23 protein-coding genes are annotated in these 22,924 nt (G+C 65.8%); 15 read left to right on the forward strand and 8 right to left on the reverse strand.

Going from position 1 to position 22,924, the window contains the following annotated elements:
* Positions 1–78: 78 nt before the first annotated feature.
* The 6 genes from EDF63_RS03765 to EDF63_RS03785 all read left to right on the forward strand — a co-directional run bounded on the left by EDF63_RS03765 (position 79) and on the right by EDF63_RS03785 (position 8,433).
* The gene (locus tag EDF63_RS03765) at positions 79–1,050 is read left to right on the forward strand and encodes a TniQ family protein (RefSeq protein WP_185021275.1); all 972 of its coding nucleotides are present in this window, start codon (positions 79–81) and stop codon (positions 1,048–1,050) included.
* 768 nt (positions 1,051–1,818) lie between these two features.
* A complete protein-coding gene (locus EDF63_RS03770; RefSeq protein ID WP_148061709.1) occupies positions 1,819–2,478 on the forward strand; it encodes a hypothetical protein in 660 nt (219 codons plus the stop codon).
* 150 nt (positions 2,479–2,628) lie between these two features.
* Positions 2,629–3,021: a hypothetical protein gene (locus EDF63_RS18370; RefSeq protein WP_148061710.1), complete on the forward strand. Its 393-nt coding sequence runs from the start codon at positions 2,629–2,631 to the stop codon at positions 3,019–3,021.
* A 94-nt stretch (positions 3,022–3,115) separates the two neighbouring features.
* The gene (locus EDF63_RS03775; RefSeq protein ID WP_123311317.1) at positions 3,116–5,281 is read left to right on the forward strand and encodes a Mu transposase C-terminal domain-containing protein; all 2,166 of its coding nucleotides are present in this window, start codon (positions 3,116–3,118) and stop codon (positions 5,279–5,281) included.
* Positions 5,282–5,371: 90 nt separating this feature from the next.
* Positions 5,372–6,490, forward strand: coding sequence for an AAA family ATPase (locus tag EDF63_RS03780; protein WP_123311319.1), 1,119 nt, complete (start codon positions 5,372–5,374; stop codon positions 6,488–6,490).
* A gap of 14 nt (positions 6,491–6,504) precedes the next feature.
* Complete coding sequence (locus tag EDF63_RS03785; RefSeq protein ID WP_123311321.1) at positions 6,505–8,433, forward strand: TniQ family protein; 1,929 nt, start codon at positions 6,505–6,507, stop codon at positions 8,431–8,433.
* Between the two features lie 694 nt (positions 8,434–9,127).
* On the opposite strand, the gene EDF63_RS03795 is transcribed toward EDF63_RS03785, so the two are convergent.
* From EDF63_RS03795 to EDF63_RS03820, 6 genes are all read right to left on the reverse strand, one after another.
* The gene (locus EDF63_RS03795; protein ID WP_123311325.1) at positions 9,128–10,156 is read right to left on the reverse strand and encodes a hypothetical protein; all 1,029 of its coding nucleotides are present in this window, start codon (positions 10,154–10,156) and stop codon (positions 9,128–9,130) included.
* Complete coding sequence (locus EDF63_RS03800) at positions 10,156–10,401, reverse strand: hypothetical protein (protein ID WP_148061711.1); 246 nt, start codon at positions 10,399–10,401, stop codon at positions 10,156–10,158. Before EDF63_RS03800 ends, EDF63_RS03795 begins: the two co-directional genes overlap by 1 nt.
* Positions 10,398–11,249, reverse strand: a complete 852-nt coding sequence (locus EDF63_RS03805) for an antitoxin VbhA family protein (RefSeq protein WP_148061712.1) — start codon at positions 11,247–11,249, stop codon at positions 10,398–10,400. The genes EDF63_RS03800 and EDF63_RS03805 overlap by 4 nt, the downstream gene beginning before the upstream one ends.
* Before the next feature lie 337 nt (positions 11,250–11,586).
* Entirely contained in the window at positions 11,587–12,597 is a 1,011-nt protein-coding gene (locus EDF63_RS03810; RefSeq protein WP_148061713.1) for a hypothetical protein, read from the reverse strand.
* Complete coding sequence (locus EDF63_RS03815) at positions 12,590–12,925, reverse strand: hypothetical protein (protein WP_123311333.1); 336 nt, start codon at positions 12,923–12,925, stop codon at positions 12,590–12,592. The genes EDF63_RS03810 and EDF63_RS03815 overlap by 8 nt, the downstream gene beginning before the upstream one ends.
* Positions 12,897–13,502: a hypothetical protein gene (locus tag EDF63_RS03820; protein ID WP_148061714.1), complete on the reverse strand. Its 606-nt coding sequence runs from the start codon at positions 13,500–13,502 to the stop codon at positions 12,897–12,899. Before EDF63_RS03820 ends, EDF63_RS03815 begins: the two co-directional genes overlap by 29 nt.
* A gap of 150 nt (positions 13,503–13,652) precedes the next feature.
* Here EDF63_RS03820 and EDF63_RS18375 point away from each other — a divergent pair, with 150 nt between their 5' ends.
* Positions 13,653–13,970 carry a hypothetical protein gene (locus tag EDF63_RS18375; protein ID WP_148061715.1) on the forward strand — a complete coding sequence of 106 codons (318 nt, stop codon included), beginning with the start codon at positions 13,653–13,655 and terminating at the stop codon, positions 13,968–13,970.
* On the opposite strand, the gene EDF63_RS19095 is transcribed toward EDF63_RS18375, so the two are convergent.
* Positions 13,967–14,281, reverse strand: a complete 315-nt coding sequence (locus tag EDF63_RS19095) for a helix-turn-helix transcriptional regulator (protein ID WP_123311340.1) — start codon at positions 14,279–14,281, stop codon at positions 13,967–13,969. The two genes, EDF63_RS18375 and EDF63_RS19095, sit on opposite strands and share 4 nt — an antisense overlap.
* Before the next feature lie 36 nt (positions 14,282–14,317).
* Positions 14,318–15,097 carry a DUF4145 domain-containing protein gene (locus EDF63_RS03835; protein WP_185021277.1) on the reverse strand — a complete coding sequence of 260 codons (780 nt, stop codon included), beginning with the start codon at positions 15,095–15,097 and terminating at the stop codon, positions 14,318–14,320.
* A gap of 180 nt (positions 15,098–15,277) precedes the next feature.
* On the opposite strand from EDF63_RS03835, the gene EDF63_RS03840 reads away from it, so the two are divergent.
* The 8 genes from EDF63_RS03840 (at position 15,278) to EDF63_RS03880 (ending at position 22,443) form a co-directional block, all read left to right on the forward strand.
* Entirely contained in the window at positions 15,278–15,802 is a 525-nt protein-coding gene (locus EDF63_RS03840) for a DUF6932 family protein (protein ID WP_146247669.1), read from the forward strand.
* Positions 15,803–15,914: 112 nt separating this feature from the next.
* On the forward strand, positions 15,915–16,796 hold the full coding sequence (locus EDF63_RS03845; protein WP_146247668.1) for a hypothetical protein: 882 nt from the start codon (positions 15,915–15,917) through the stop codon (positions 16,794–16,796).
* A 159-nt stretch (positions 16,797–16,955) separates the two neighbouring features.
* On the forward strand, positions 16,956–17,927 hold the full coding sequence (locus EDF63_RS18850) for a hypothetical protein (protein WP_221180519.1): 972 nt from the start codon (positions 16,956–16,958) through the stop codon (positions 17,925–17,927).
* Positions 17,928–17,967: 40 nt separating this feature from the next.
* Positions 17,968–18,837, forward strand: coding sequence for a hypothetical protein (locus EDF63_RS03855; RefSeq protein ID WP_221180520.1), 870 nt, complete (start codon positions 17,968–17,970; stop codon positions 18,835–18,837).
* Position 18,838: 1 nt separating this feature from the next.
* Positions 18,839–19,873: an ImmA/IrrE family metallo-endopeptidase gene (locus EDF63_RS18855; RefSeq protein WP_221180521.1), complete on the forward strand. Its 1,035-nt coding sequence runs from the start codon at positions 18,839–18,841 to the stop codon at positions 19,871–19,873.
* 91 nt (positions 19,874–19,964) lie between these two features.
* Entirely contained in the window at positions 19,965–20,612 is a 648-nt protein-coding gene (locus EDF63_RS03870; protein ID WP_123311346.1) for a multiubiquitin domain-containing protein, read from the forward strand.
* Positions 20,609–21,010, forward strand: a complete 402-nt coding sequence (locus tag EDF63_RS03875; protein ID WP_221180522.1) for a hypothetical protein — start codon at positions 20,609–20,611, stop codon at positions 21,008–21,010. Before EDF63_RS03870 ends, EDF63_RS03875 begins: the two co-directional genes overlap by 4 nt.
* On the forward strand, positions 21,007–22,443 hold the full coding sequence (locus EDF63_RS03880) for a ThiF family adenylyltransferase (protein WP_185021278.1): 1,437 nt from the start codon (positions 21,007–21,009) through the stop codon (positions 22,441–22,443). The genes EDF63_RS03875 and EDF63_RS03880 overlap by 4 nt, the downstream gene beginning before the upstream one ends.
* Positions 22,444–22,924: the final 481 nt, after the last annotated feature.

The following is a 22,924-nucleotide window of genomic DNA, read 5'->3' on the forward strand; positions in this document are numbered from 1 at the left end:
GTTACACGACGGCACTGAGACGACACATTGCGCTGCAACATGTGCCCACGCGACACGAAGCCTTGCAAAGGCCGCACCATGCCTGAGGCGACACAGCCACAACACCGGATCGGCGATGCGCCTCGACCACCACGAACCGTACGTCGACTGGCGACGCCGCTAACACCAGAGCCCGGCGAGTGGCTACAAACCGCACTCAGCCGGTGGGCGTTCGACGTCTACAAATGCTCCCGCCGAGACCTCCTCGAAGCCCTCGGCATGGGCACATTGCACTCAACCGAGATCCACGGCCTTGGGGTCGCGCTGCGCCCTGAGACAGCCGAAACCATCAGCGCAGCAAGCGGCATCCCCTTCGTACAGCTCTACGCGATGACGCAGTCGATGCGCGACCGAGCCACGTGGGCATCCTTCACGGACATCGTCCGAGATGGCTACGTGCCGTTCGAGGAGCGCGGCCTCGACAGCGACCCGCTCTATCGCGAAGTCATCCACAAGTGGTGCCCAGACTGCCTCCACGAACTGCCCGGTGTTCACTTGATGATGTGGCGGCATCCGTGGATGCACATCTGCTTGAAGCACTCGCGAGTTCTCGCGACGTCGTGCTCAGCCTGCGGTGAGCAACCGCGGATCCCGCTCGGCCGCACCGTGCAGGAATGGGACCCGCGCACGTGCCCGAACCGTATCCAGGGCGTCGAGTGCGCCGAGCTCCTCAGTCAAGCAGAGTCCTCGCGCGTCAAAGATGACGGCATCCTCTACGCCGCTCAGGTGCGCATGCTCGCGCTCGCTCGCTCCAATGACCCACACCATCGCCGCCGAATGTATGATCTCGCCCATCGCATCGAAGAGGTGCAGGAACTGAGCAACGAGACCATCGCATCGCTTACCGGCCTCGACGTGAATACCATCCGACGCCTTGCACCTCGCCACCTTGAAAAAGGCGACTACGTCCGTCACCTCGAGACGTTCACCGTGCTCGCGTCCGCCGCGTACATCCTGGAATCAACTCACCGACCGTTCTCACTCGAAGTCCTTCGACGGGAGTGGACCTAGATCTTTGTCGTTTGGGTCCCACGTCCCAGCGATTCGTTCCGCATGACGCCATTGGCCGCTCTCGTCGCGACGGATGTAGGACTCCGTTTCAAGAGGCTGCACGGCTGACCGTGCTGCAAGGCGCTCGCTCCAACTCGGAAAAAGATCTCGGCCGATCGCCTCCTCGAGCACGATCACCGTGCGAAGGTCTGGCCAAAGCGCACCGTTCATGATGCGCAAGAGCGTGCCATCCGGAACCCCCGTATGGCGAGCAAGTGCCCGCACACTCCGCGTCCCCAAGGCATCACGAACACGGAGCGCGAGCTGCCTCGCCGCCTCCGCGGGAGCGTCGTCGGACGGCAGGTCCGGCCACGGACCAGGCGTCAGCTCCACGGGCGTCTGCCTCTTCGTTCCCACCATCCAAAATCTCCTCTTGCGCTCGCCCAGGAGGAACCGTACCTTGATGCGTATCTTGATACGCACTGAGTGGTCGGACTGACAAGAAGGGCGGCGTGTCGCATGATCAAAGTTCAGATGCAGCAGACGCAGCAGGGATGGGAACACTGGGACCAGGGCGCCTGGGGTGCCTTCGAGAACCGTTCCGATCCGCCCTTGCTCACAGCTCTCGCGGCACTGCGCGCCGAGTCAGCGCCAGCCGCACGCGCCCGACAGTTCCGGCCAGTGCGAGGCGTCCGGCACCTCAACTTCATCCAGCGGACGGACGCCGAGAAGACAACCGTTCGCGCATGGTTCAGTGCTGACGGACGCACCACCTACTCCCGCGACCTCATGGACATCGCTGTGAAGGACTTCGTGCTCGGTCACCCGACCCGCGACTACTCCCGTAGACGGAGCCAGCGGCACAAGCCCGTCGCGGTCTGGACCCAAACGACGCACGGCCACGTGCACTGCGAATCCCGACTCGAACGAGAGTTCGTCCTCCTCGCGGACTTCGATCCACGCGTCGCGCACATCAGCGCGCAACCATTCACCGCACTGTGGCCGAACGGCTTCCCCCTGAAGAAGCACACCCCAGACTTCGGAGTCCTCTCCCCCGGCCTTCCCGTGATCGCAGTCGACGTGAAGACGCCCGCCGCCGCCGCGAAGCCCGCCAACATCGCGCGGCACGCTCTCATCCGCGAGACCCTCGCCGCCGCCGGCATCATCCACATCGTCTGGACCGGCTTACCGGAGTCCGTGACGAGCAACCTCAGCAGCTTCTCGAAGGCCCGACCCGACCCCGACCTCGCACTGACGTACGGGGTCGAGCTGCTCCGCCGTTGGCGTCCGAACGTCACCGTCGCGGAACTCGTCCGCAACGCCGCGCAGTTCAGCGCCCTCGACCGACCCCTCGCCCTGCAGGTCGTCCGCCACCTGGTCTGGACCGGTGCACTCCGCACCGACCTCAATACCCCGTACACCTCAGCAGCTGTTCTGGAGAAGCCATGACCCCCGAAGAGATCACCAGGTTCGAAGACCGACTCAAGGTCCTCGGTTCGTCAGCGGTTCGGGTCGACCATATGCCGAGGAAGGTAATCGTCGAGCGTGCCTTCCGTTCCGCGAGCAAGACCTTCGCTGCCCTCCTGCCGAGGTATCACCATGACTGACCTGAGGTACATGACGGCGCCACGTGAACGCCACGATGAGCTGCATGACGAAATCGACCAGTTCCTCAGCAAGGAAGCCGATTTCGTTGGGAAAGCGCGGCCCGTCATCCACCTCATCAGCAGATTCCTCGCACACCACCACGCGAACGGAAACCGCGCATCTCTGCCGTCCGTGTCGACGCTTCACCGACGACTTGCGCGTTCCCTCGCACAGCAGCAGATCCCGAACGTTATGAATCGTCTGCACGCTCGCTTCGCCGCGACGCCCAAGCCGTCTGCCGTCCGCCTGCTGGTCGAGGATCCGGCGAAGAGAATCCGCCGGCCGCACGCGCGACCGACGCTGTACGTCGATCCGTACACCGGCGCGATCATCTCCGCCTCCTGATCCGACCACGCGTCGGACCGAATCGCGGCACCTTCTCCATGAAGCGTGCTCGCGCTATCCGTCGCGCCCGAAAACCACACAGAACGGAACCACCATGACCACCCAGACACGGCTCGTCCGCCGCGGCACCACCATCACGAAGGACGACCAGAGCTACTGCATCAGCGAGGTTCGCGGCACGACCGTCTCCCTCGTCGACAGCACCGGACGACCGGCCGGCGAGATCCCGCTCGCCGACGCAGTCACTGCGGCCCAGCAGGAGACCGCTCCCCCAAACAACGTCGTCGAACTGCACCACTACCTGGATCGACTCCCCGAGAAGCAACGCAAGCGCGGGATCGAAGATGAGCGGATCCTGCATATCCTCCGCACGGGACGCGAACCGGAGGACCACCCGAACCAGCCACCGATCCCGGAGCTCGACCCGAAACTGCTGACCCTCCCAACCCGCGTAACGAATCTCGCCGCGATCCGTGTGAAGAAGCTCCGGAAGAACGGCCCGTCCGCCGGAACTCACGTCAAGGTCCGGTCCGAACGTCGCCATATCGAGCGTGTGCTGCAACGCTCCCGCGAGCGAGGCTACGTCCACGACGCTCGCTTGGTGAAGCCGCGACGCGATCACCAGCCGGACGCGCTCTGGGACGAGCTCTACGAGTATCTCCTCGCTGAAGCCAGCCGCTCCACGCGCACCATCGCATCTCTGGTTCGCGGATTCGTCGCCGCCCGCAAAGCTGCGCGGCGGACGAAGGGCCTTCCATCAGAGCGGACGCTGCGGAACATGATCGCCGCACTCCGTGACCAGAACCCCGAAGGTCTCGCCGGTATCGCCGCATCACGGCGGTCGGCGAACAACCGGCCGCCCGCATCCATGCGCCGACGCAGCACGAGCCGTCCCGGCGAGCTCGTGCTGTTCGACACCACGAAAGCCAACGTCTTCATCAAAGACCCGAGGACCGGGAGGAAGCTCCGCCCCGAGATCACCATCGCGCTCGATCACTACACGCGCGCCATCGTCGGTATGTCGATCTCCGTGCTCACCTCCGGCATCGGAGTTGGGCTGTGCCTCGCCGACGTCCTCAGACCGAAGACGAAGGACGATCTCCGCGAATGGACGCTCCCAGGTGACGCCCTGTACGAGCAGCCCTACGTGGGTGTTCCAGCAACCTGGGGGCACGTCGCCGGCTTCACCCCCGAGGCGATCGTCTCCGACAACGGGAAGCCGTTCGTCTCCGCATTCACCTCCAACCAGATCGGCCGTCTCGGCATTGATTTCGAACCGCAACGCTCCTACACACCGACCGACAAGCCCCAGGTCGAACGAGCATTCGGGACCATCAAGTCGCTCTTCGAAGAAGCAATGCAGGGATTCACCGGCGGCGGCGTCCACGACAAGGGCGCTGACCCTGCAGGTGAACGGCTCATGTCCGGAACCTTGCTGGAACGGCGTCTCCGACAGTGCATCGACCTCTACAACAACGCGCCACACCGCGGGCTCGCGCTCGAGGACGACCCCTTCGCCCGCCTCAGTCCCTTCATGATGTGGAAGATCTCCATCGAACGCGACGGAGCCATCCGCACCACCAGCTGGAAGCACGACTGGATCCGATTCCTCCCCAGCAAGTCCGTCGTCATCGGCGCCGGAGGCGTACGCCTCAACCGCCTCCAGTACCAGAACGCGCCACTGCTCGATGAGCTGCGCAATGACCGGCGGCTCGGACAGCGCAACCTGCAGGTGTTCTACGACCCGACCGACCTGCGCAGCGTCTACTGCTTCGATGCGGACGGCAACGCCCACGAGCTGAAGTGGAAGTACTGGCGGGAAGGACTGCCTCGATTCGGGGAAGTCGCCACGAACGCGGCCGCGCTCTCCCTCGGAGGGCGATCCTTCACAGACGCCGAGTTCTTCGACCGGCTTACCAGCCTCTTCGCCGATTTCGCCATCGAAGACGCCGCCGAAGTGCAGGCCGGGCACGAAGACCTCGAACCGGCACTCACCGTCCTTGACCAGGACGAACAACGCGCCCAGTTCGGCGAGGACCTGCTGGCTCTCAACATCGACCGCGCGCGCTCTGCCGGGTCGGAACCCCCGACGCCCGCGCCCGTACCCCTGCCGACGAACCGACCCGATCCCGGTCCGCAGACGTCTGACCGTGACCCGGTCGCCTCAACGCCATCGGACACGGACGTCGTCCACCTCGCCGAAAAGCGTCACGGCCTCCGTAGCTATCGCCCCGGCGAGGCCTGGAAGCAAGCGCAGTAGTCCCCTCCGGGAGGGCAGTCCCGGCCGAACCTCAGCGTCCGTCCGGGACTGCCCCGCCCCCGACGGCCAACTTGAAAGGGAGAGGTAGCAATGCCCACCGCCGAACTCATCGCGCAGGCCACCGCGGACGACCCCACGTTCCTGCTCTGCCCTGAGGATCAACTCTTCATCCGCGACACTCTGAACGAGCAACCCGACCCGGGCTTCCGCACCGTCGCGCAGCTCCAACAGATGACCATGAGCGATCGGATGCTGTACGACCACGATCGCGCGATGTGGCACGCGACGGTTCCGCTTCTGCGCACCCCGCAAGCGAGCGCAGTGCTCGACCAGCTGACGATGATCGGCACGGCCGCCACTAACCTCTCCATGCACCAGCAAGGCGTGCCGCTCATCAACGGCGAACCCGGAGTCGGCAAATCGATGATCGCCCGCAGCTACGCCGCCGACGAGATGATCCGACTCACCGTCTTGCGGGAACTCGAAATCGAACGAGGTCAGAGAGAACCCACACACGCCGGAACGCTGATTCGCCCCGTCATCTACGCCTCCTTACCCGCCGCGCTGAGCCGCATCGAGCTCGAACGGCACCTCTGCGAACTGCTCGGATGGCCGGTTGCAAGGAACTCCTCCGCCTCTCTCGCAGCCGCGCTGCAAGCGTGCGAAACCAAGCTCATCGTGATCGACGAGATCCAGTTCATCGGCTTCCACGGAGCAACAGGACGGCAGGTGCACAACCTCATCAGAGGCATCACGAACCAGGGAGTCCGCGTCCTGCTGTGCGGCAACGACATCGCCTGGGTCATCGGCGAACGCAGTGCTCCCGACCAGGCCAACTCCCGCCGACAGTCCCGCGGACGCTGGATCCCCCTCGAAGTACCGAAGATGCCCTACGGCGAAGCCCGCGCCAAAGCCGAGTGGGCCGAGGTCCTCGAGGAATACGAGCAGCGCCTCCGCCTGAGCAACCTCCCCCCACAAGGATGGCTCTCGCGGGACCTCGCGGAATACACGTGGGTCAGCACCCTGGGCTACATGATCTCCCTCGCGACGCTCATCCGAAACGCAAGCGCAGCGGCGATGATCAGCGGCACCGAGCGCATCGACCGAGCACTCCTCGACACCGTGCGACTCGAAGACGCCGTTGAGGACGGACGACGACACCGGCTCGCACTCCTCGACGCCGGCAAGTACGTCTTCCCGAAGCTCTGACGTCGAGTGCTCCCATGCCGTCCCGACCCCTTGCAATCGCACCGTCCCTCGCAGCCGATGAGTGGCTACCGAGCGCGATCAGTCGCTGGGCATGGGAGCACTTCCACACCACGCGGCAAGCGCTTCTCGAACGCCTGCACCTGCATGAGCTCCCCCCGCCAATCCTCCGCAACCTCGGAGTCGAAGCTCCACGACCCGTTCTCACCGCGCTGTCGGCCGCGACCGGTATCACCGCCGAACGACTCCAAGCCGCAACCCTCGTACCCTTCGACGGCCGAGCGATCCGCATCGCGAACGGCCGGGTCATGACCGACACGGGATGGGTCCGCCGAACAGGGACGCGGTACTGCCCAGAGTGCTTCGCGGAGCAACCCGGCGTGTACCAACGGCACTGGCGACTCGTCTGGGCCTTCGTCTGCCTCCGGCACAATCGAATCCTCGAAGACAGCTGTCCCGGCTGCACTGAGGCGCCATGCGACGTCGTCGGCGCGACCACCGAACTGTGGGACCCAAGCACCTGCCGAAACAACATATCCACCGGCAAGCCAGCTCTCCGCTGCCAGGCACGACTCGACTACGTGGCCGAATCGATCACATGCGACACCCTGTCGCCAATCGCAGCCGCGCAGCGGCGCATCTACCGGATCATCAGCGAGGACGACCACCCGCTCGATGCGCTCCGCACGATCGCCGGGATCATCGGCAATCTTCGAGCCGGCGGCGACCTCCGTCTCATCAGCCGCCTCGCTGAAGCGCCGTCGGAGACACTGCTCGGTCTAATGGAAGCGGAAGCACGCGTCGGATCCGCACCACCACACGATGCGTACGCACTCGCGGCCCTCGCCGCGGTCGCCGTCCGCCTCCTTGAAGGGCCCGAACTCGGCGTCCGTCCATTCATCCGGAAAGCCACCTTCACTCGCAGGCCCGCACCCGTCCCTCGGAGCGTCGGCTTCGGACCGGGAAGCGCTGCTGAACTGCTGGCCTACTGGGGACACCCGAATCAGTCAATGCGTGCTCGCGTGCTCCGTGCCATCGGGGCAGACATAAGTCCGCGCGCGCGACTTCGCAGCGCAACCAACGAGAAGCCCGCCACATCACCGGCTGCCCCTCCCTACGCCGCACCAGGACTTCTCTGGTCAAACTGGGCCGTGCCGCTGCACATCGGGTCGGGAACAACGATGCGAGCAATGAGGATTGCGTACGCGCAAGTCATCAACGATCCGGCCCGCCACTTCCCCACCCGCATCGTCGCGCTCGGCGACGAACGCACACGAGCGACGACGACCGAAGCCCTCACACGCCTGTGGACCGCAGCACGCGAGGAACCGATACCGATCAACTATGGCCAACGCCGACGCCTCCTCAACGGGAGCACCATCATCAGCTTGGAGCACTGGCGTGCGCTCTGCGACGCGGCGAATGCAGACCCAGGTGGACACCGCCGCCTCACCCTTGCCCGGTGGCATCTCTACCTTCGGGCGACAGGTGATGACGTTGCGACCCTTCCAGCAGCAATCCGAGGAGTCCGGCGAAAGCATGACGCAGCGGACCTCACTTCCTTTGGCATCCGTTTGACCGCTGAGCTCGTGGACGGCATCGACGCGTACCTCGCCGGACTGCTGCGCTCCCTTGTCTCCTGCGATCCCCAGGGTGCGTGCTCTGCGCAGGCGTCCGAGCCGGTCGTCTGGGCGCCGCCGAGGCTATCGACCGACGCCGCTATCGGGCCTGAGATCGACGACATCGACTACGAGTCAATCCACGCGATGCTCAGTGATAGGACCCGCTCCCTTGGGTCGATCGCGCGAGCCGTCAACCGCACGCCGGCGCACGTGAGACTTGCGATCGATTCCAAGCCACCGTCATCCGGGCTCGCATCGTCGCGCATCGATTGGTGCGGCGTGCTGGAACGTTCAGAGCCGCCGGCGGCTCGCTTCGTACCGTGAGGCATCGGCCTTCACCCTGGAAACGCGTCACACCCAGAACCCGGTTACGAACGGCGTAGATGCTGATTCGCTGAGTAGTCCAGGCTCCGCACCCGCCACGCAAACCCGTCAGCCTGGCGTACCACGTCAGGAACGGCGTGGAGTGCCGGAGCGAGCTGCGCTAGCGCATCGCTGACCGTTTCGATCTGCGCTTCGAATACGCAAGCGCGATACCAGGAAGGGCCGATCCAAGCGACGCGCCCCGCACGGGCCCATGCTTCATCCGGCCAGCTGGACCACAGCCAGCGGGACCCGGAGCGAGCCGTGTCGCCGCAGACATACACGCGATCCTCCCACCCAAGCATTTCGAAGGCGTTCACCACGCTGCCGCGATCATCAGCGTCGCCAGCATGCTCGCGAGTGATGGTGATCCACGGGTTCTCTTCGTCCCTCGATGCGACCAGCTCGCGAGCCTGCGAGAATGTCTGCAACCGCTTCCAATGTCCAAGGGTCATCTGATCCCGGTACCACAGCTGCGTACTCTGCCCCGGTGCCGGAGCGCTCCTGAACGCTGCCACTGGCGCGTTCGAGTTCGGAAACGAGGTGCGCAGCAACGGGCTGGGCGCCCTCGTCTTCTGAAAACACTCAGCGGGTAGCAGGACGCTCTCGCCCACCGTGGCTCGCTGAAGCTCTACCGATGCCATTCGAGACCTCGTTAGCTAGGCAGGTTGTGACGGAGGTCATACCCGGTGTCGGCGAGGAACTGCAGCTGATTCCGCACCTCTTCAAGTGAGGCCGCGTCGTCGTCGTTGCGGAAGTCGGCGCGGAGCAGCGTGTTCGCGGTGATGAAGTCGTCGGTCCGGTCCCGGTATCCGGCGGCAGCTGCGGTGAGGAAGATGGTGGCGTCGGCGGGGCGGATCAGTTCCGTGCCGGCAAAGCCGACTTGGTCCGGTTCGAACCCGAGCGCCGCCATGTCGACTTCGTTTTCGGTGAACGCGACCAGCCGGTAGGGCAGGTCGCGTCTGCCGATGATGGGGTAGCCGGGACGGTCGGAGATGGCGCGGCCAGAGATCCGGCACCCAGCGCCGATGAGCCGATCTGCCTGCTCGGGCAGCGGCAGGTCCGATGTCCACTGAGTTTTGACTCCGCTTGGTCCGGGGTAGCAGGCGATCGCGAAGTCCACGAGGCCGCCGACCTTCCGGGATTCCCATCCGATGTCGGTGCGGTGCACGCGTTTCCCGAGGCGCGCGAGCGCGTCATCGACCTGGCCCGCGGTGAATCCGGCCCGAACCATGCCGTCGAACGTGGAGCCGTTGACGGCGAGCATCCGTGCGACGGCGAAGGTGACGTAGATCGGTGCTGCGTCCTTCCACCGCTCGTGCACACCGAGGACCTGCTCCCCGTCGACCCACACCCTGCGATGGTCGACGTCGACGAGCAGGACGGTCTCGGTCTGTTCGGCGAGGGCGATCTGCGTCGTCGTCACCGTCCGCGGCGCCAGTAGCAGCAGCTCAGCCGCGACGTCCGGCTCATCGCGTGGTCGTTGCGTGAGCGTCGGGAAGCGAGCGCGGCGGCCGTCGGCGAGGCGAATCGTGTCGTGTGACTCCACGACCGCGGCAAGCCCGGCCAGCTTCAGGACCGCGAGAGCGCCGGTGAGATCGGTGGTGTCGCCGAGCCCGTACGGCATCGTGATCTGCGGCTGGCCAGAGTACGCGGCAGCGACCCATCCGAGTGCGGGCCCCATCAGCTGCGCTCCTCCGGAGTGTCGGGTCGGACCAGCGCCATCAGCCAGCGGGCTTCGGTCAAGAACGGCTCCCACCCGTCGCGGGTGTCACCGTGGGCTGGTTCACAGATGTTGCCGGCGTCGGTACTGCGGATGATGACCTGTCGGAGGTCGGTGCTGGGCGGGTCGCGGAAGAACACGTGCCCGTGCACACCAGTGGTGTCGAACGCGACGTTGAGGAGGAACAGGTCCGGCCGGCTGCTCACCACCGCCACTGCCGTCCCCGGAACAACGCGACGATGGTCGCGAGCGGCCGGCCTTCTCGGATCCAGTCGAGCGGGGTCAGGACGCGGTCGTCGACGGTGAGGAAGTCGCGGGGCGACGTCATGAACTCGGTCATCGCTGCCGCATCGAGGAGCGGCTGCGGTGCTGCCGCGTAGAGCACGTCCAGGCCCGGCAGCAGCGACGACGGGTCACCCCACTCGGGGAGGGCCGGTCGGACGAGCTGCCAGTCGGGGATGCGTTCCTCACCGTCGAGGTCGAAGCTCAGCAGCCGGTTCGACCCGAACAGCTCACCGACGTCGTCGGTGCTGATCTGCAGGGCGGCTGCTGCTTCCGCCTCGGTGAGGGTTGTGGTGAGGAGGTTGCGGCGGATGCGGGCTTGTGTGTTCTGCCACCAGTCCTCGGGGACGTCGGCGGCGTCGGCTGGGGTGACGCCGGGGACGCGGGGGATCTGTCGGCCTTCGTCGGCGTAGGCGGACAGTTGTTCGCGGGTGACCTCGCCGCGGGCGTACATCCACAACTGGGACTGCCACGGCATGTCGTCCGGGAACCCTTCGAGATACCCCGAGTGGATCACTGCCCGGACGGCTTTTTCCCGCTTCGCGATTTCGGAGGCGGGGATGAGGAGGGTCTGCACGATGCGGTTCGCTTCCCGTACCGCTGGGACGGTCAGGTCCGACAGGACGGTGTTGGTCTTGTCGTAGAGCTCGTAGCCGGGCTCGACGTCGGTGGGGCAGACCAGGATCTGCGCCAGGTGCGCGTCCGGGTGCTCGGTGTCCTCGAGGAGGACGTGCCCCCAGAGGATCCGGTCGTTCGACAGGTGCATGGACACCAGACGCATCATCGGCAACTACCTCCAGGGGTCGGGAGCGGGGCGGGTTAGGGCTGCGGGAAGTCGGCGGGGGTGCGGCCGATGCGGTCGGGGGTGTAGCGGAGGATGAACCGCATGATCCGGCCCGCTTCGACCATCGCCGGCACCGTCGGGTCCTGCGCGGTCGGGTCGAGTTGGTGAGGCGGAACCAGGGCGGCTCGTCGGTGTGGTCGATGAGGACGCGGCCAGCTTGTCGTCGGGGTGGTTGGGGTCGGTGAACATGACGGAGCCGAAAAACCGGGTGTCGTCGTACGCCAACGTCAGCGACAGCAACTGCAAGGTCATAAGCGGGCTCTCGTCAGCTGCCGTTGGGATGCCAGCGGAGGTCGTGGGCGAGGTCGGCTTGGAAATGCAGCAGCTGCCGCAGCCCGGTTACCGCTTCCGTGTTCGCGGTCACCCAGCTGTCTTCATAGATGACGTGCGCGGTGATGAACTCATCCGTGCAACACCCCGCAGCGCTGGTGAGGATGGTCGTGTCCTGCGGGATGACGACCTTCACCGTCGCGTCGTCGACAGTGGCGGGTTCGTAGCCGAGGGACGCCATGTCCAGGTGCGTGGCGAAGAACGCGGTGAGCCGGTTCGGTGGGACGAGGATCCCGGACTGCTGCGCCGCCCACCGGTCCGACATCACCCCACCCAGGCTGATCAGCTGATCCGCTTGCGCGTCGAGGGTGCCGTCGCGGCGCCAGCAGGTGCGGACGCCGCCGGGCCCGGGGTATGCGGCGAGAGCCCAGTCGACGAGGGCGGGCAGGTCCGCTGCTTCCCACCCGAGAGGGGTGTGGAACACGTGCGACCCGAGCGCCGGCATGACGGCGCGGACGTCGACGAAGGGGATGCCGATGCGGTCCGCGATGGCGTGCGTGCCGCCACCGTGCAGGGCGACGGTGCGAGCGATCGCGAACATGGTCCGCCAGCCGGGTGTCGCGTCCCGCTGCATCGACGCCCCAGACACCTGCCGGCCGCCCGCCCAGACGCGTTGCCGTTTCCCGTTCACCACGACCAGGTCCGGGTACCGGCGCACCAACGACAACACCCCACCCTCGGACCCACCCGGCAGCAGAATCACATCATCAGTCCGGCCCTCATCAGCGCCGTCGGTGACGGTGGCGGTGGGGTCCGGGGTGGCGAGGAACGCGGTCCGCCCGTCCTCGAACCGGAGCCGGTCAAACGCCTCCACCCGGGCCGACATCCCCGCCGCTGCGAGGGCGGTGAGGGTATCGGTGATGTCGATGGTCCACCCGAGCCCGAACGGCAACGACAGGATCGTCTGCTCCTGCCGGATGGTCTGCACCCACGTCCGGTCAGACATCAGCAGACCCCGCCGCTCTCGCACCACGACCCACCTGCCGCAGCTCCGTCAACACGGTCATCACCTGCTTTGCCGCTTCAACCAGCGGGTCCGTCGGGTCCGTCAGGGCCGTGCCGCTGAGGAGGGTGAACGTCCACCCGTTGCCCGACGGTCGAACGTTGACGTGACGTTGCAGGATCGCCGTCCCTGTCGAGTTCGTGAAGGTCAGCCCCGCCAACGTCGGCCAGAGGATCGCGTCGAACTGCGCCGACAACGACAGCAGCCGCAACGGCACCGGCTCGAACCGCGGCGCCCGACGCTCAGGCATCGCCAGCCAGCCGCGGGTCATCCTCCGACAGCCGCTCCAACCCGAGACCGGACGCGTCCAAAATCGCGCCCTCGCTCTCTTCGGTCGCGACGAACGACCCGATCTGCGCGTTCACCGCAACCAGCGTCCCAATCCGACTCCGCGCGTCCAGCACGACCGCGGCGACCTCGTCGGCTGTGCAGTCGGAGGTGAGCTCCGGCTTCGACGGATGCAGGGCGGGGAACTCCAGCTGCTGCACCGGCGGATGCCACGTCACCCCGACCCGCAGCACACGGCCGTCAGCGTCGTTCCGGTAGAACATCGACCCGAACGGATGACCCTGGTCGAGGGTGAGATCTGCGCCCCATAGCGTCCACCCGGTGGCGGCGTACGCCGGGTCCCAGCGAGCAACCGTGAGCGCGCCGATTCCGAGAGTGAGGCCCGGGATAAGGGCTTGGCCCTCCAGTACAGCGGTATACAAGGCTTGCAAGTCGTCAGGCAGCGCACCTCTCATCGCGCTCAACGGGACCTGCACAACGGTGGGTGCTGACGCCCCGGCTCGAGCGGCCGCGTGACCTCCCGCCGCGCCGGCAGCCGCGCTTTGATTTCGTTCCGTCACGACAGCTCCTCTCAGCCTGCGGTGACGAGCTGAGTTGAGTTACGCCAAGTAACAAACTGCCTGCACCGCATCCTGCTTGTGGTACATATAAGTACCATGAGTGCGCTTCAGCCGGCAAGAGTTACCGTCGTCGGAATCGAGGGGAGCTCTGTGGACCTCACATGGCTGCAGGGCATCCACGTTCCGACAGATGTCGTGCTCGAGATCGCGGACGCCGACATACGCGTGGACCTCGTCGTGTCTCGCGGGACGGAGCATGTGGCGCTGGTCATCGACGGGCGAACTGGTCGGGTGATTGCTGAGGAGCGTGACTCGGGCAGCGATGAACTGGTCGCCCTCGCTCATCGCGTCGCAGCAGGACGCACCCTGCACCCCAAGGCGGTCGCCGCCCACGACCAAGGTCCCCAACCAGGCGTTCGCATCCTCTTCGAGAGACTCAACTGGCCTCCCGAGAGCACAAAGCCCTAGTCGGTGCGCGAGGAGCGAGCGTCTCGGACCGCTCGAGACGAATGCAGGTCCGTGTCCAGAGCGATCTCGAGCCGAGTGATGGTCGCAAGGTCCGGCCAGACTTGACCGTTGAGGACCCGTAGCAGGGTTACATGGCTCACGCCGGCTGCCTGGGCAACCGTTCGAACGCTCCTGGTCCCCATCGCCAGCCGCAAACGGAGGACAAGCTCACGGGCAACCTCCGCAAGCGGGTCCTCAGACGCGACCTCGGGCCATGGTTCTGGAGCCCGGTCAGCGGGATGACCCCGGCGCGGAACTGCCATGAGGCACATGTTAGGCCACCCCGCCCGACGGGGCCGTATGCGGGTCTAGCCGACGCGGCGTCCGAGGCCGCGCTGACTGTTGATCCGACTCACGAGCGCACGGAGGTCCGCATCACTGCGGTCGTATAGCGATCGCAGCGCGGCTTCAAGGACCGTTGCGCAGAGGAGGACGTCTGCGACGGTCATCTCCTGACCGTGGGTGGCGTCGTTGCCGATCCACTTCACCGCCAGCAACACGTCTTTGACATTCGGGTAGCGGACGCCGAACAGTTCAATACGTTGGTGGAGGCTCAGCCGCTCCCGAACTTGCTTGCCGCGGCGGGCCCGCAGTTCGGTCTTTCGCACCCGCTGGGCATCGAGAAGCTCCTCTACCGCTCGACGAAGCCGATTGCCAGCGGCGCTCGGGTTCGCGAATACCACAACCCCACTTGCGGTGATCTCCGCCTGGACGGAGCTTGGGGTAGCCGCGGGAGGTTCGAACAAGCGCAGAGGCGGTAAGACGAAGCGGACGCGGTAGAAGTCGGTCAGATGGGCGGATCCATCCGTTAGATCGACGTCCCAGGAGTACGCCCAGTCGCCTGCAACCACGAGACGTGCCTCACAGTCGTGGTTGTCGCATGCCAGCGTTCCCGAGAAAGGTCCGGACAGCTCGTCCGGTCCGTTCCAGTCACGCCGTGACTGTTCGACCAACGCTCGGGAGGCAGCGTCGAGGTGCTGCGTGACGGCTTCGTGACCGACGGTGCCGATCCTGCACTCCGGACATCCAACTCTCGGCCAGGCGGGAATCGTCGTCCAGTCAGCGAGGTCGGTCAAGGGACGTGGCACACCCGCACTGTAACGGAGTGGCACGGTCGGGCGGGAGCTCAGCGGTTGAGCCGCCAGATCGATCAGGCAAACCCACTTTGCAGCCGGACGACGTACCCCCGGACGAGGACGTTCGCAAAGTCTTCCTCAGCTCTACACTGGGCCAACGAACTGCTCAAGAGGGGGACTGTGCTTCCGGCGTTGGACGACCGCGGCTTTCTGCCGCCCGCGACCCATCCGTACCCGGCGACGCTTGATGAGCTGCATCAACGATTCGTGGTCGAGGCGCCGTTCCGCGAGCGTCGGCAACGGGTGTTCGACGCGCTCTCGTTGTACGCGGCGCTCGTCTGGGATGCACTCCCCTCGGCGCGGTTGCGGATCGACGGCGGCTTCGTCACACACAAGCCCTGGGCTGCACCGGAGGACGCCGACGTGGTCGTCGTATACGACCGACCAACCCCTCCCGGCGGCTTGAGCGCAGTGGTTCGCGCGCCGCTGTTCACGATGTCGAACCTGACTGCGGTGGTGTCCGGCGAATCTGTCACCCTCGAGAAGGCGGCAGTGATGGGCGGCCTCATCGACGCGTACCCCGCCCCCGCGGACAAGCCAGCGCTGCTCGCGTACTGGGATCGGATGTGGTCGAACGTCACCGGTCCAGGGAAGACTTCCCTCGACGGGGAGCGCAAAGGTTACGTGGAGGTGATGAATCCGAATGCCGGACGGTGATGAGAAGTCTCTCGAAGAGCTCTTTCGAGCGGCGTTACGCGAAGCTCGCGCCGATGCTGACAGCGACCTCCTGGTCGGAGCGCTCCTGTCCTCGGCCGTTGACACTCCGTCTTTGCAGCTCGTCGCTGAAGAGGAGTTGGCGCCTGATGCGGCCGAACTAGAACTGCATCTTGACGGGGGCGACGTGCGCGATCATGCCACGAACGCCAAGTCGTTCGGGGTGTTCGTCACGTCGATGGCGGACGCGTCGAAGGAGTACGCCAAGAGCATGCTTCGGCTCGGAGCGATGAGCGCTCCGCTCCGTATCGCTCCGGGGCCAGGGTCGGTCCGCGCCACTTTCATTGCACCGATGCCACACGAACGCGCTGATGAACGACACACGCCGCTGACAGCGGGCGTGACCGATGATCGCGTGTGGACCGAGAGCGACGTGTACTCGGATTCGCTGTGGGCCATCGCAAACGTGTTCAGCAACGCCGAACCTGAACCCGACAGCGCGGCCCTCGATGGCATCATTCAGTCGATCCCGTTCCGAGCCCGGACTCAGTTACGCAAGGTCGCCGAGCAGGTGGCCGCGAGGGACTGGCAGATCACCGGCCGCTTCCAAAAGCAAGGGCTGGGCTCTCACGGGGTATCTCTCACGAGCCGCGGCGCGAAACACCTCGCGGAACAGCTCGCTGTCCAAGACGTACACCGAACGCAATGGAACACGTCTGGAGCGATCACGGGTCACCGGTGGGACAAGGGACTCATGTTCTTCGCGGCAGATGATCGCGCGCGTACTTTTGCCGCGAGTTTCGAATCGTCCGACCTCGAGCAGCGCGTTGCACAACTAGCGACCGTCGAAGACCGCCGAGTGGAAGCACGGTTCACCATCTATACCGCCATCGGACGGGGTGTCGATGAAGGCCGCCGCAGTTACGTGCTTGAAGCGATCTATCCAACTGTTGCGGACGCGGAGCTCGACCTGCCCATCGCCGACAGACCGGTTTGATAGAACAAGGTGGATCGACTCGCGCAGCCGGCGCCGATGCTTAGGCTCACTCATCGACCGCGGCTTCTCAGCCGGAGTGAGGCGTCAGGGCGGGTGACGCGCCTATCTCGTCAGCGCTGAACTCGCCCCATCCCACTGGTACTAACCCGAGTTGGACGAATGGAAACGACAACCATCCGCGACGAAGCGGCCGCGCTGGGACACCTTGGTGTAGCGGCGCTCAAGATGATGGCCGCCGTATTCACCGCCCAAGTGCCCCGCTTCCCGGGACTAGTTCCGCCTGACGAGATCAGTGATCTCGTCAACCAGTTCTTCGCGGACAAGAACCCCGGCTATGTCGACGCCGTCACCGCAGCACCCAACGACGCGGCCGCAACCCGTCTGACCCGAAAATGGGCCGAACGATGGCTTGTTGACCGTGTCCGGCAACACCCCTGGGGAGCGCTGCGCAACCGACTGGAGAAACGCCTAGAACGCTCTCCACTGTTCGCGCCATCTGCCGTGGCGCACTACTGGCGCGAAGCGAGCGGAGAGGACGCCGATCGCCCACACACTCACGCCCAGCTGCGTGCGACTGCCCTCGCTGCACGTGTCGACGTCACCTTCCCCACAGGGGGCGGGGCGGTCACGCTCGGCCGGGCCGGACAGCTGGAAGAGCTCATACGACGGCTGCTGAACGTTGCTGGGCGGCTGAGCGTGAGCGACATCACCCGGATCTGCGCGGACCGATTCCCATCCGTGATGCTCAGCGGCGACGCGCATCTCTCGGCCGTGCAATCAGATGATGCTGGCCTAGACGAGGCCCCTGCCGACCCGGACGCCGTCCAGGTAGCAGCTGACCGAATCCGCGAGGCAATCCGCGGAGAGACGCTCCTGCGGCTGCTGACAGATAAGGAACGGCTTGTCATCCGGCACAGCGAGGACATGACCGCACTCGCTCGAGCCCTCGGGGTTGGGCGGAGTAGCGCGTACTCCGCGAAGGCACAGCTGCAGGCGCGGCTGATCGAGCTCGCTGGCGATGACGAGCGCGGAATGGCGGCGCTGAAGAGCATGATTGGCCTCGTGCTGGACGAAGATGGAGCTGTCCCGTCTTCACCGTCTGACGACCTGGAGGACACCCGTGCCATCTGAGGCAGCAGAGCGCTGGTTTGCGCTCGCGAAGCAGTTCCCCGTGAGCCCGAAGCTACGGGAACGTGTGTTGCGCGGCAGCAGCCAAACGGACAGTGTGGAATCAGGCCAGCTGCGGCAAGCGGATTGGCGCGACATCAGCGCGATGCTTGTCATCGATCAGGTTGACGACGACGGTGCGCTCGCCTGGGCCTACCCCGCCACACTCGAACCCAATGTCGCCGACAGCCGCGCCGTCATCATCGATGCCGAGAGGACCCCCGTCGGCGGCGCAATCGGTGTTTGGCCGACTGAAGCGGCCTGGGTCCCGTTCGCTGCACTCGACGCCATCATTGCCACGTTGCCGCCGACGCTGCTGAGCGTCCTCCGCACGGCTCAGCAACCTGAGACGCTCCTCGATACTGCCAGCGGAGTGCATCGTGCGCACGCCGATCCTTCGCCTGGATCCGGGTCCGCGCTAGGAACTGACGAGCTCCTCGACGCATTGGAAACACTGCGGGAGGCACCCCGGCTGACCGTCCGAGACGACTCGCAACCACCCGCTGACATCTCAGCGATCGCACTGCCAACGATCATGCAGGTCCTGCGAGTGTCACAACCCAGAGCCATGGCCATCCGCCTAGGCAAAGAACAGCTCACCGCCGATGAAACCCGAGCGCTCGCTGCCGCGGTGGGAGTCACTGAGACTGCCATCGAAGCGTTGCGACTGCCGTTGCCTAGGGAGCTCGATCGAGAACTGCAAGAACCACGTTGGCGGCCGATGATTCGGGCGAGCGCCGTTGATGGTGACGAGACTGCAGCACGAGCGCAGTTGGGCTACGAGGCGTTCCAGCTCGCCGCCCGTCAAACCGGGTCCGGCCGGGAGTTGTGGCGGCAACGGTTGGAAACCGTTCGCAACCTGCGGAGCCGATGACGTGCCACGCACCTTCGACGCGGTCCCCGCACAGGTGGACGCGATGCTCGCGGTGTGGCACGCTCGCGGCGGCGACGTCGAAGCACTCACGCTCGACGCGATGCGGGAGCTGCGGCAGCGAACAGATCTGACAGTCACCGTCGTGCCAGAGTTCGTGCCACGCGACTACACGCAAGGCTGCTCCGTCGCCGGCGGGTACCGATGGGAGCCGCCGACATTGCTCGTGACCGAGTCGATGTCGAGGCGCCGGCAGCAGTTCACCGCCCTCCACGAGCTCGGTCATCACCTGCAGAAAACTGATGTGTGCCTCGGCACGACCGTGGTTGAGCACGCTCACCCCGAGGAGTTCGAGGACGCCTGCTGCGACGCGTTCGCGGCGCGGATCCTTCTTCCCGCGGACCTGGTGGTGCTGCACACGCCGCGCCGCGGCCCCACCGCGGTCGGCGCGGTCGAGCTGTTCGACTCGTCGAACGCGTCACGGGCGGCGATCTGCGTTCGACTGGCCGGGGCGCTGCAGTCGCCCGGCGTCGTCGCCGTTGTTGATGGCACGGGTACCGTGAGCTTCGCCGCAGCACGTGGCGGTCTGTTCCCGCCTGCACGTGGAAGCGACCAGCGGCAGAACCCTTTGGTGCGCGCCGCGTTGGACGCTGACGACCCCACTCGAGCGGTCACCCGAGACGATGCGCAGATTTGGTACCGAACCGGCCACTCATCGAACCGCCTCTACGGCCAGGCAGCATGGTCCGGAGATCACCTCTTCCTCGTCCAGGTGGAGTACGGCGCATCCTGGTTGTCGTACTCGCCGCCCCGCGACGGCACATCGGAACGAACCATCGACCGGTGGGAAGAGTGCGAACACTGCGGCGCCCGCTTCACAATCGCATTCACCTGTCGTCGGTGCGGGCACCCGCGCTGCCCCGCAGGGCACTGCGGGTGCACGGCTGCGGCGCTGCGCACCTGCAACGAGTGCTTCCTCGAGAAGGCGTCTGCGCAGTTCCCGGCCGGGTCCATGATCTGCGCCGACTGCTTGAGCTGACATCTCTGCTGGACGATCTCGGGACTGTCCCGTCTCTGACCAGTGAGCAGGCAACCGCCTCCTCACAGCGGACAGAAACGAGGAGCCCACCGTGGCCTCATCCCAGCACACGACCAGCGTCGTCATCGACGGCGAGCAGATCCACATCCACCAGCGCCACCTCACCGGGGAGGAGCTGCGGAACCTGATCGCCCCGCCGGCCGAGCACATCTGGCTCGACGTCCCCGACGCGCAGGACCACTCCGTCGCCAACGCGGAGACCCTCGCCGTGACCGACGGCATGCGGTTCTTCACGGATCGTCCTCGCGCGATCTTCATCGACAAGGTTCCCTACGAGGTGCGCTCAGCGTCCCTGATGGAGCAGCAGCTGCGTGACCTTCCCACACCGTCCGTCCCCGAAGATCACGGCATCTGGCGAGACATCCCCGACGCCCTCGATGACCCCATCGGTGCCGGCGAGATTGTTCCGGTCGCTGCGGGAGACCGGTTCTTCACCAGCCCGCTCCCGATGCACGACATCCCCGTCATCGTGAACCGTGCCCCGGTCACGGTGCGAGGAGCACGACAGACCGGGGCGTCGATCAAGGCGGCCGCGATCGCGCAGGGTGCGCCGATCCAGCCGGACTTCCTCCTGTCCATCAAGGACGGCAAGAAGTACCGCACCGTCAGCGATGACCAGCGCCTCCACGTCCACGCCGGCGACGAGTTCCGTGCGCTCGACGGGGACGACAACTCGTGAACGAGGTCACCATCAGCAGCGCGATCCTCGACGCGATCGACGAGCTGGAACAGACCTTCCTGGACGCGAAGGTCACCTTCGAAAGCGACGGCCAGGGCGGCGCGTGGGTGCGTATCGATCCTGTATCGCTGGGCCCGGCCTACCAGGAAGAGCGCTCCTGGATCGCGTTTCAGATCACCTACCCCTACCCCGAGGCGGACGTGTACCCGCTGTTCATCCGACCGGATCTACACCGACGAGACGGCGCTGCGCACGGGATCGCGTTCCAGAACGTCACGTGGGGTCCCCACGGTGAGCCGGGCACACAGCTGTCTCGTCGCAGCAACCGGCTGAACCCGGCCGTAGACACCGCCGCGACCAAGGTACTGAAGGTACTGCGTTGGCTGGAGACCGAATGAACAACGCATGGTCGGTCGTGATGACCGAGAAGCACTGGCAGGAGCTTCACACGCATCTGTTCCCCGGGGACGGCGACGAACACGGCGCCGTACTGCGGTGCGGCATCGCGACGAGCAGCCGCGGGAACCGGCTGCTCGTCCGTACCGTCGTCCCGGCGGTCGACGGCACGGACTACATCCCCGGCGACCGCGGCTACCGCAAGCTCACCGCCGCGTTCGCAGCCGAAAACATCGACGCGTGCGCCGAGGAAGGGCTGGCCTACCTCGCCGTCCACAACCACGGTGGCACCGACCGCGTGGGTTTCTCCAACACAGACATGGCATCGCACGAGCGTGGGTACCCGGCGCTGCTCGGCATCAACAATGGCCCGCCCGTGGGGGCGCTCGTGTTCGCCAGGGACGCGGTCGCCGGTGACATCTGGACCGCCGACGGCCGCCGTCACGAGCTCACCCATCTTCGTGTTGTCGGACGCCCGCAACACGATCTCACCGCCGAGCCGACACCGATCGCAGTCGCCGACCCGGCCTACGACCGGCAAGCGCGGATCTTCGGTGACCGCGGCCAAGCGATCCTCGCTGCGTCCCGGGTTGCCGTCGTCGGTGTCGGTGGAGCGGGATCGCTCGTGAGCGAATACCTCGCCAGGCTCGGTGTCGGCGAGATCCTCCTGATCGATCCGGACCGTCTGGACACCTCGAACGTGCCCCGTGTCGTTGGCGCGCGCCGACGGGATCTCCCGGCAACGCTCCTCCCGGGATGGGCGCCGCGCTGGGCCGTCGCTGCGGCGGCCCGATGGTCGACGCAGAAAGTACGCATCGCCGCACGCGTGGCCAGGGAAGCGTCCCCGGCGTCCCGGATCACGACGATCCCACGCTCCGTACTCGAAGCCGACGTCGCCGTCGCTTTAACCGACTGCGACCACATCTTCCTCGCGGCCGACTCCGCGCTCGCACGCCGCCTCGTGAACTCCATCACCCACCAGTACCTGATCCCCAACACCCAGATCGGTTCGAAGGTGTCCACCAGCAACGGACACGTCAGTGACATCTTCTCCGTCTCACGGATGAGCAGCCCGGGCAGCGGATGCCTGCGCTGCAACGGGCTCATTCCCGCCTCGCGGCTCACCGAGGAAGCCACCAGCGACATCCAACGACGCCGCCAGCGATACGTCGACGACGACGACGTGCACGCTCCAAGCGTGATCACGCTGAACGCCGTCGCCGCATCCCGTGCGGTCGATGACTGGCTCATGAGCATCGGCGGCCTCACCGAACCGGACGTGACCCCTGACCACTGGGTGTCGTACAACCCTCGGACCGACGAGACCGTGGAATTCGAAACCGTCGCCGAGCCAGCGTGCCCACATTGCGGCCCCAGCCGATTTGCTCTCGGGGACGCAGTGCCGATCCTGGCCAGACCCACGTCGGCATCTTGACTGCCGCATATCGACAGTTAAGTCGAGGAGATGATTGGCAGCCTTCAGTCCCTCCCCTACCGGCCACCGTCGGCCCCGTCTTCGCGACCGTTCCTCCACCAAGCATCGAACGGAGGTCGGTTCGGCATCTCCTAGGCTCAGAGGAGAGCTTGCTGTGTAGGAAGCTCGTGAGGCGCCTGTCGGCTGCTCGCCGTCGCTCTAGGAGATCGCATGTCCCCGTCCGCAAACCGCCGTTCGCTGCGCGAGCGCCTTCGACGCCTCTCGAAGCGGTCCGCACAGAGCGGGTCAACAGAGTTGCGAGGAGCGAGCAGGTCGTTGCGAGCCGGCGGGCCTTCAAGGAGGGGTCGAACATTCGGTAGGAACTCCGATTCAAACCTCTCGTCTCCTCGTGTCGCCCTAGAGCCGTCGGCACCGAGATGAACGGATATCGTCTACCCAATCCTGAGTTTCAGACTCTCTCTGGTCCTGCGCCGGAGCAAGC

The organism is Curtobacterium sp. JUb34, from assembly GCF_003755065.1.
In the GTDB taxonomy this organism is placed as follows: domain Bacteria; phylum Actinomycetota; class Actinomycetes; order Actinomycetales; family Microbacteriaceae; genus Curtobacterium.

What these genes read in the sequence shown, in the direction of transcription:
- EDF63_RS03765 (WP_185021275.1), top strand. Translation starts at nt 79, where the DNA reads ATGCCTGAGGCGACACAGCCACAACACCGGATCGGCGATGCGCCTCGA.
- EDF63_RS03770 (WP_148061709.1), top strand. Translation starts at nt 1,819, where the DNA reads ATGGACATCGCTGTGAAGGACTTCGTGCTCGGTCACCCGACCCGCGAC.
- EDF63_RS18370 (WP_148061710.1), top strand. Translation starts at nt 2,629, where the DNA reads ATGACTGACCTGAGGTACATGACGGCGCCACGTGAACGCCACGATGAG.
- EDF63_RS03775 (WP_123311317.1), top strand. Translation starts at nt 3,116, where the DNA reads ATGACCACCCAGACACGGCTCGTCCGCCGCGGCACCACCATCACGAAG.
- EDF63_RS03780 (WP_123311319.1), top strand. Translation starts at nt 5,372, where the DNA reads ATGCCCACCGCCGAACTCATCGCGCAGGCCACCGCGGACGACCCCACG.
- EDF63_RS03785 (WP_123311321.1), top strand. Translation starts at nt 6,505, where the DNA reads ATGCCGTCCCGACCCCTTGCAATCGCACCGTCCCTCGCAGCCGATGAG.
- EDF63_RS03795 (WP_123311325.1), bottom strand. Translation starts at nt 10,156, where the DNA reads ATGGGGCCCGCACTCGGATGGGTCGCTGCCGCGTACTCTGGCCAGCCG.
- EDF63_RS03810 (WP_148061713.1), bottom strand. Translation starts at nt 12,597, where the DNA reads ATGTCTGACCGGACGTGGGTGCAGACCATCCGGCAGGAGCAGACGATC.
- EDF63_RS03815 (WP_123311333.1), bottom strand. Translation starts at nt 12,925, where the DNA reads ATGACCCGCGGCTGGCTGGCGATGCCTGAGCGTCGGGCGCCGCGGTTC.
- EDF63_RS19095 (WP_123311340.1), bottom strand. Translation starts at nt 14,281, where the DNA reads ATGTGCCTCATGGCAGTTCCGCGCCGGGGTCATCCCGCTGACCGGGCT.
- EDF63_RS18850 (WP_221180519.1), top strand. Translation starts at nt 16,956, where the DNA reads ATGGAAACGACAACCATCCGCGACGAAGCGGCCGCGCTGGGACACCTT.
- EDF63_RS03880 (WP_185021278.1), top strand. Translation starts at nt 21,007, where the DNA reads ATGAACAACGCATGGTCGGTCGTGATGACCGAGAAGCACTGGCAGGAG.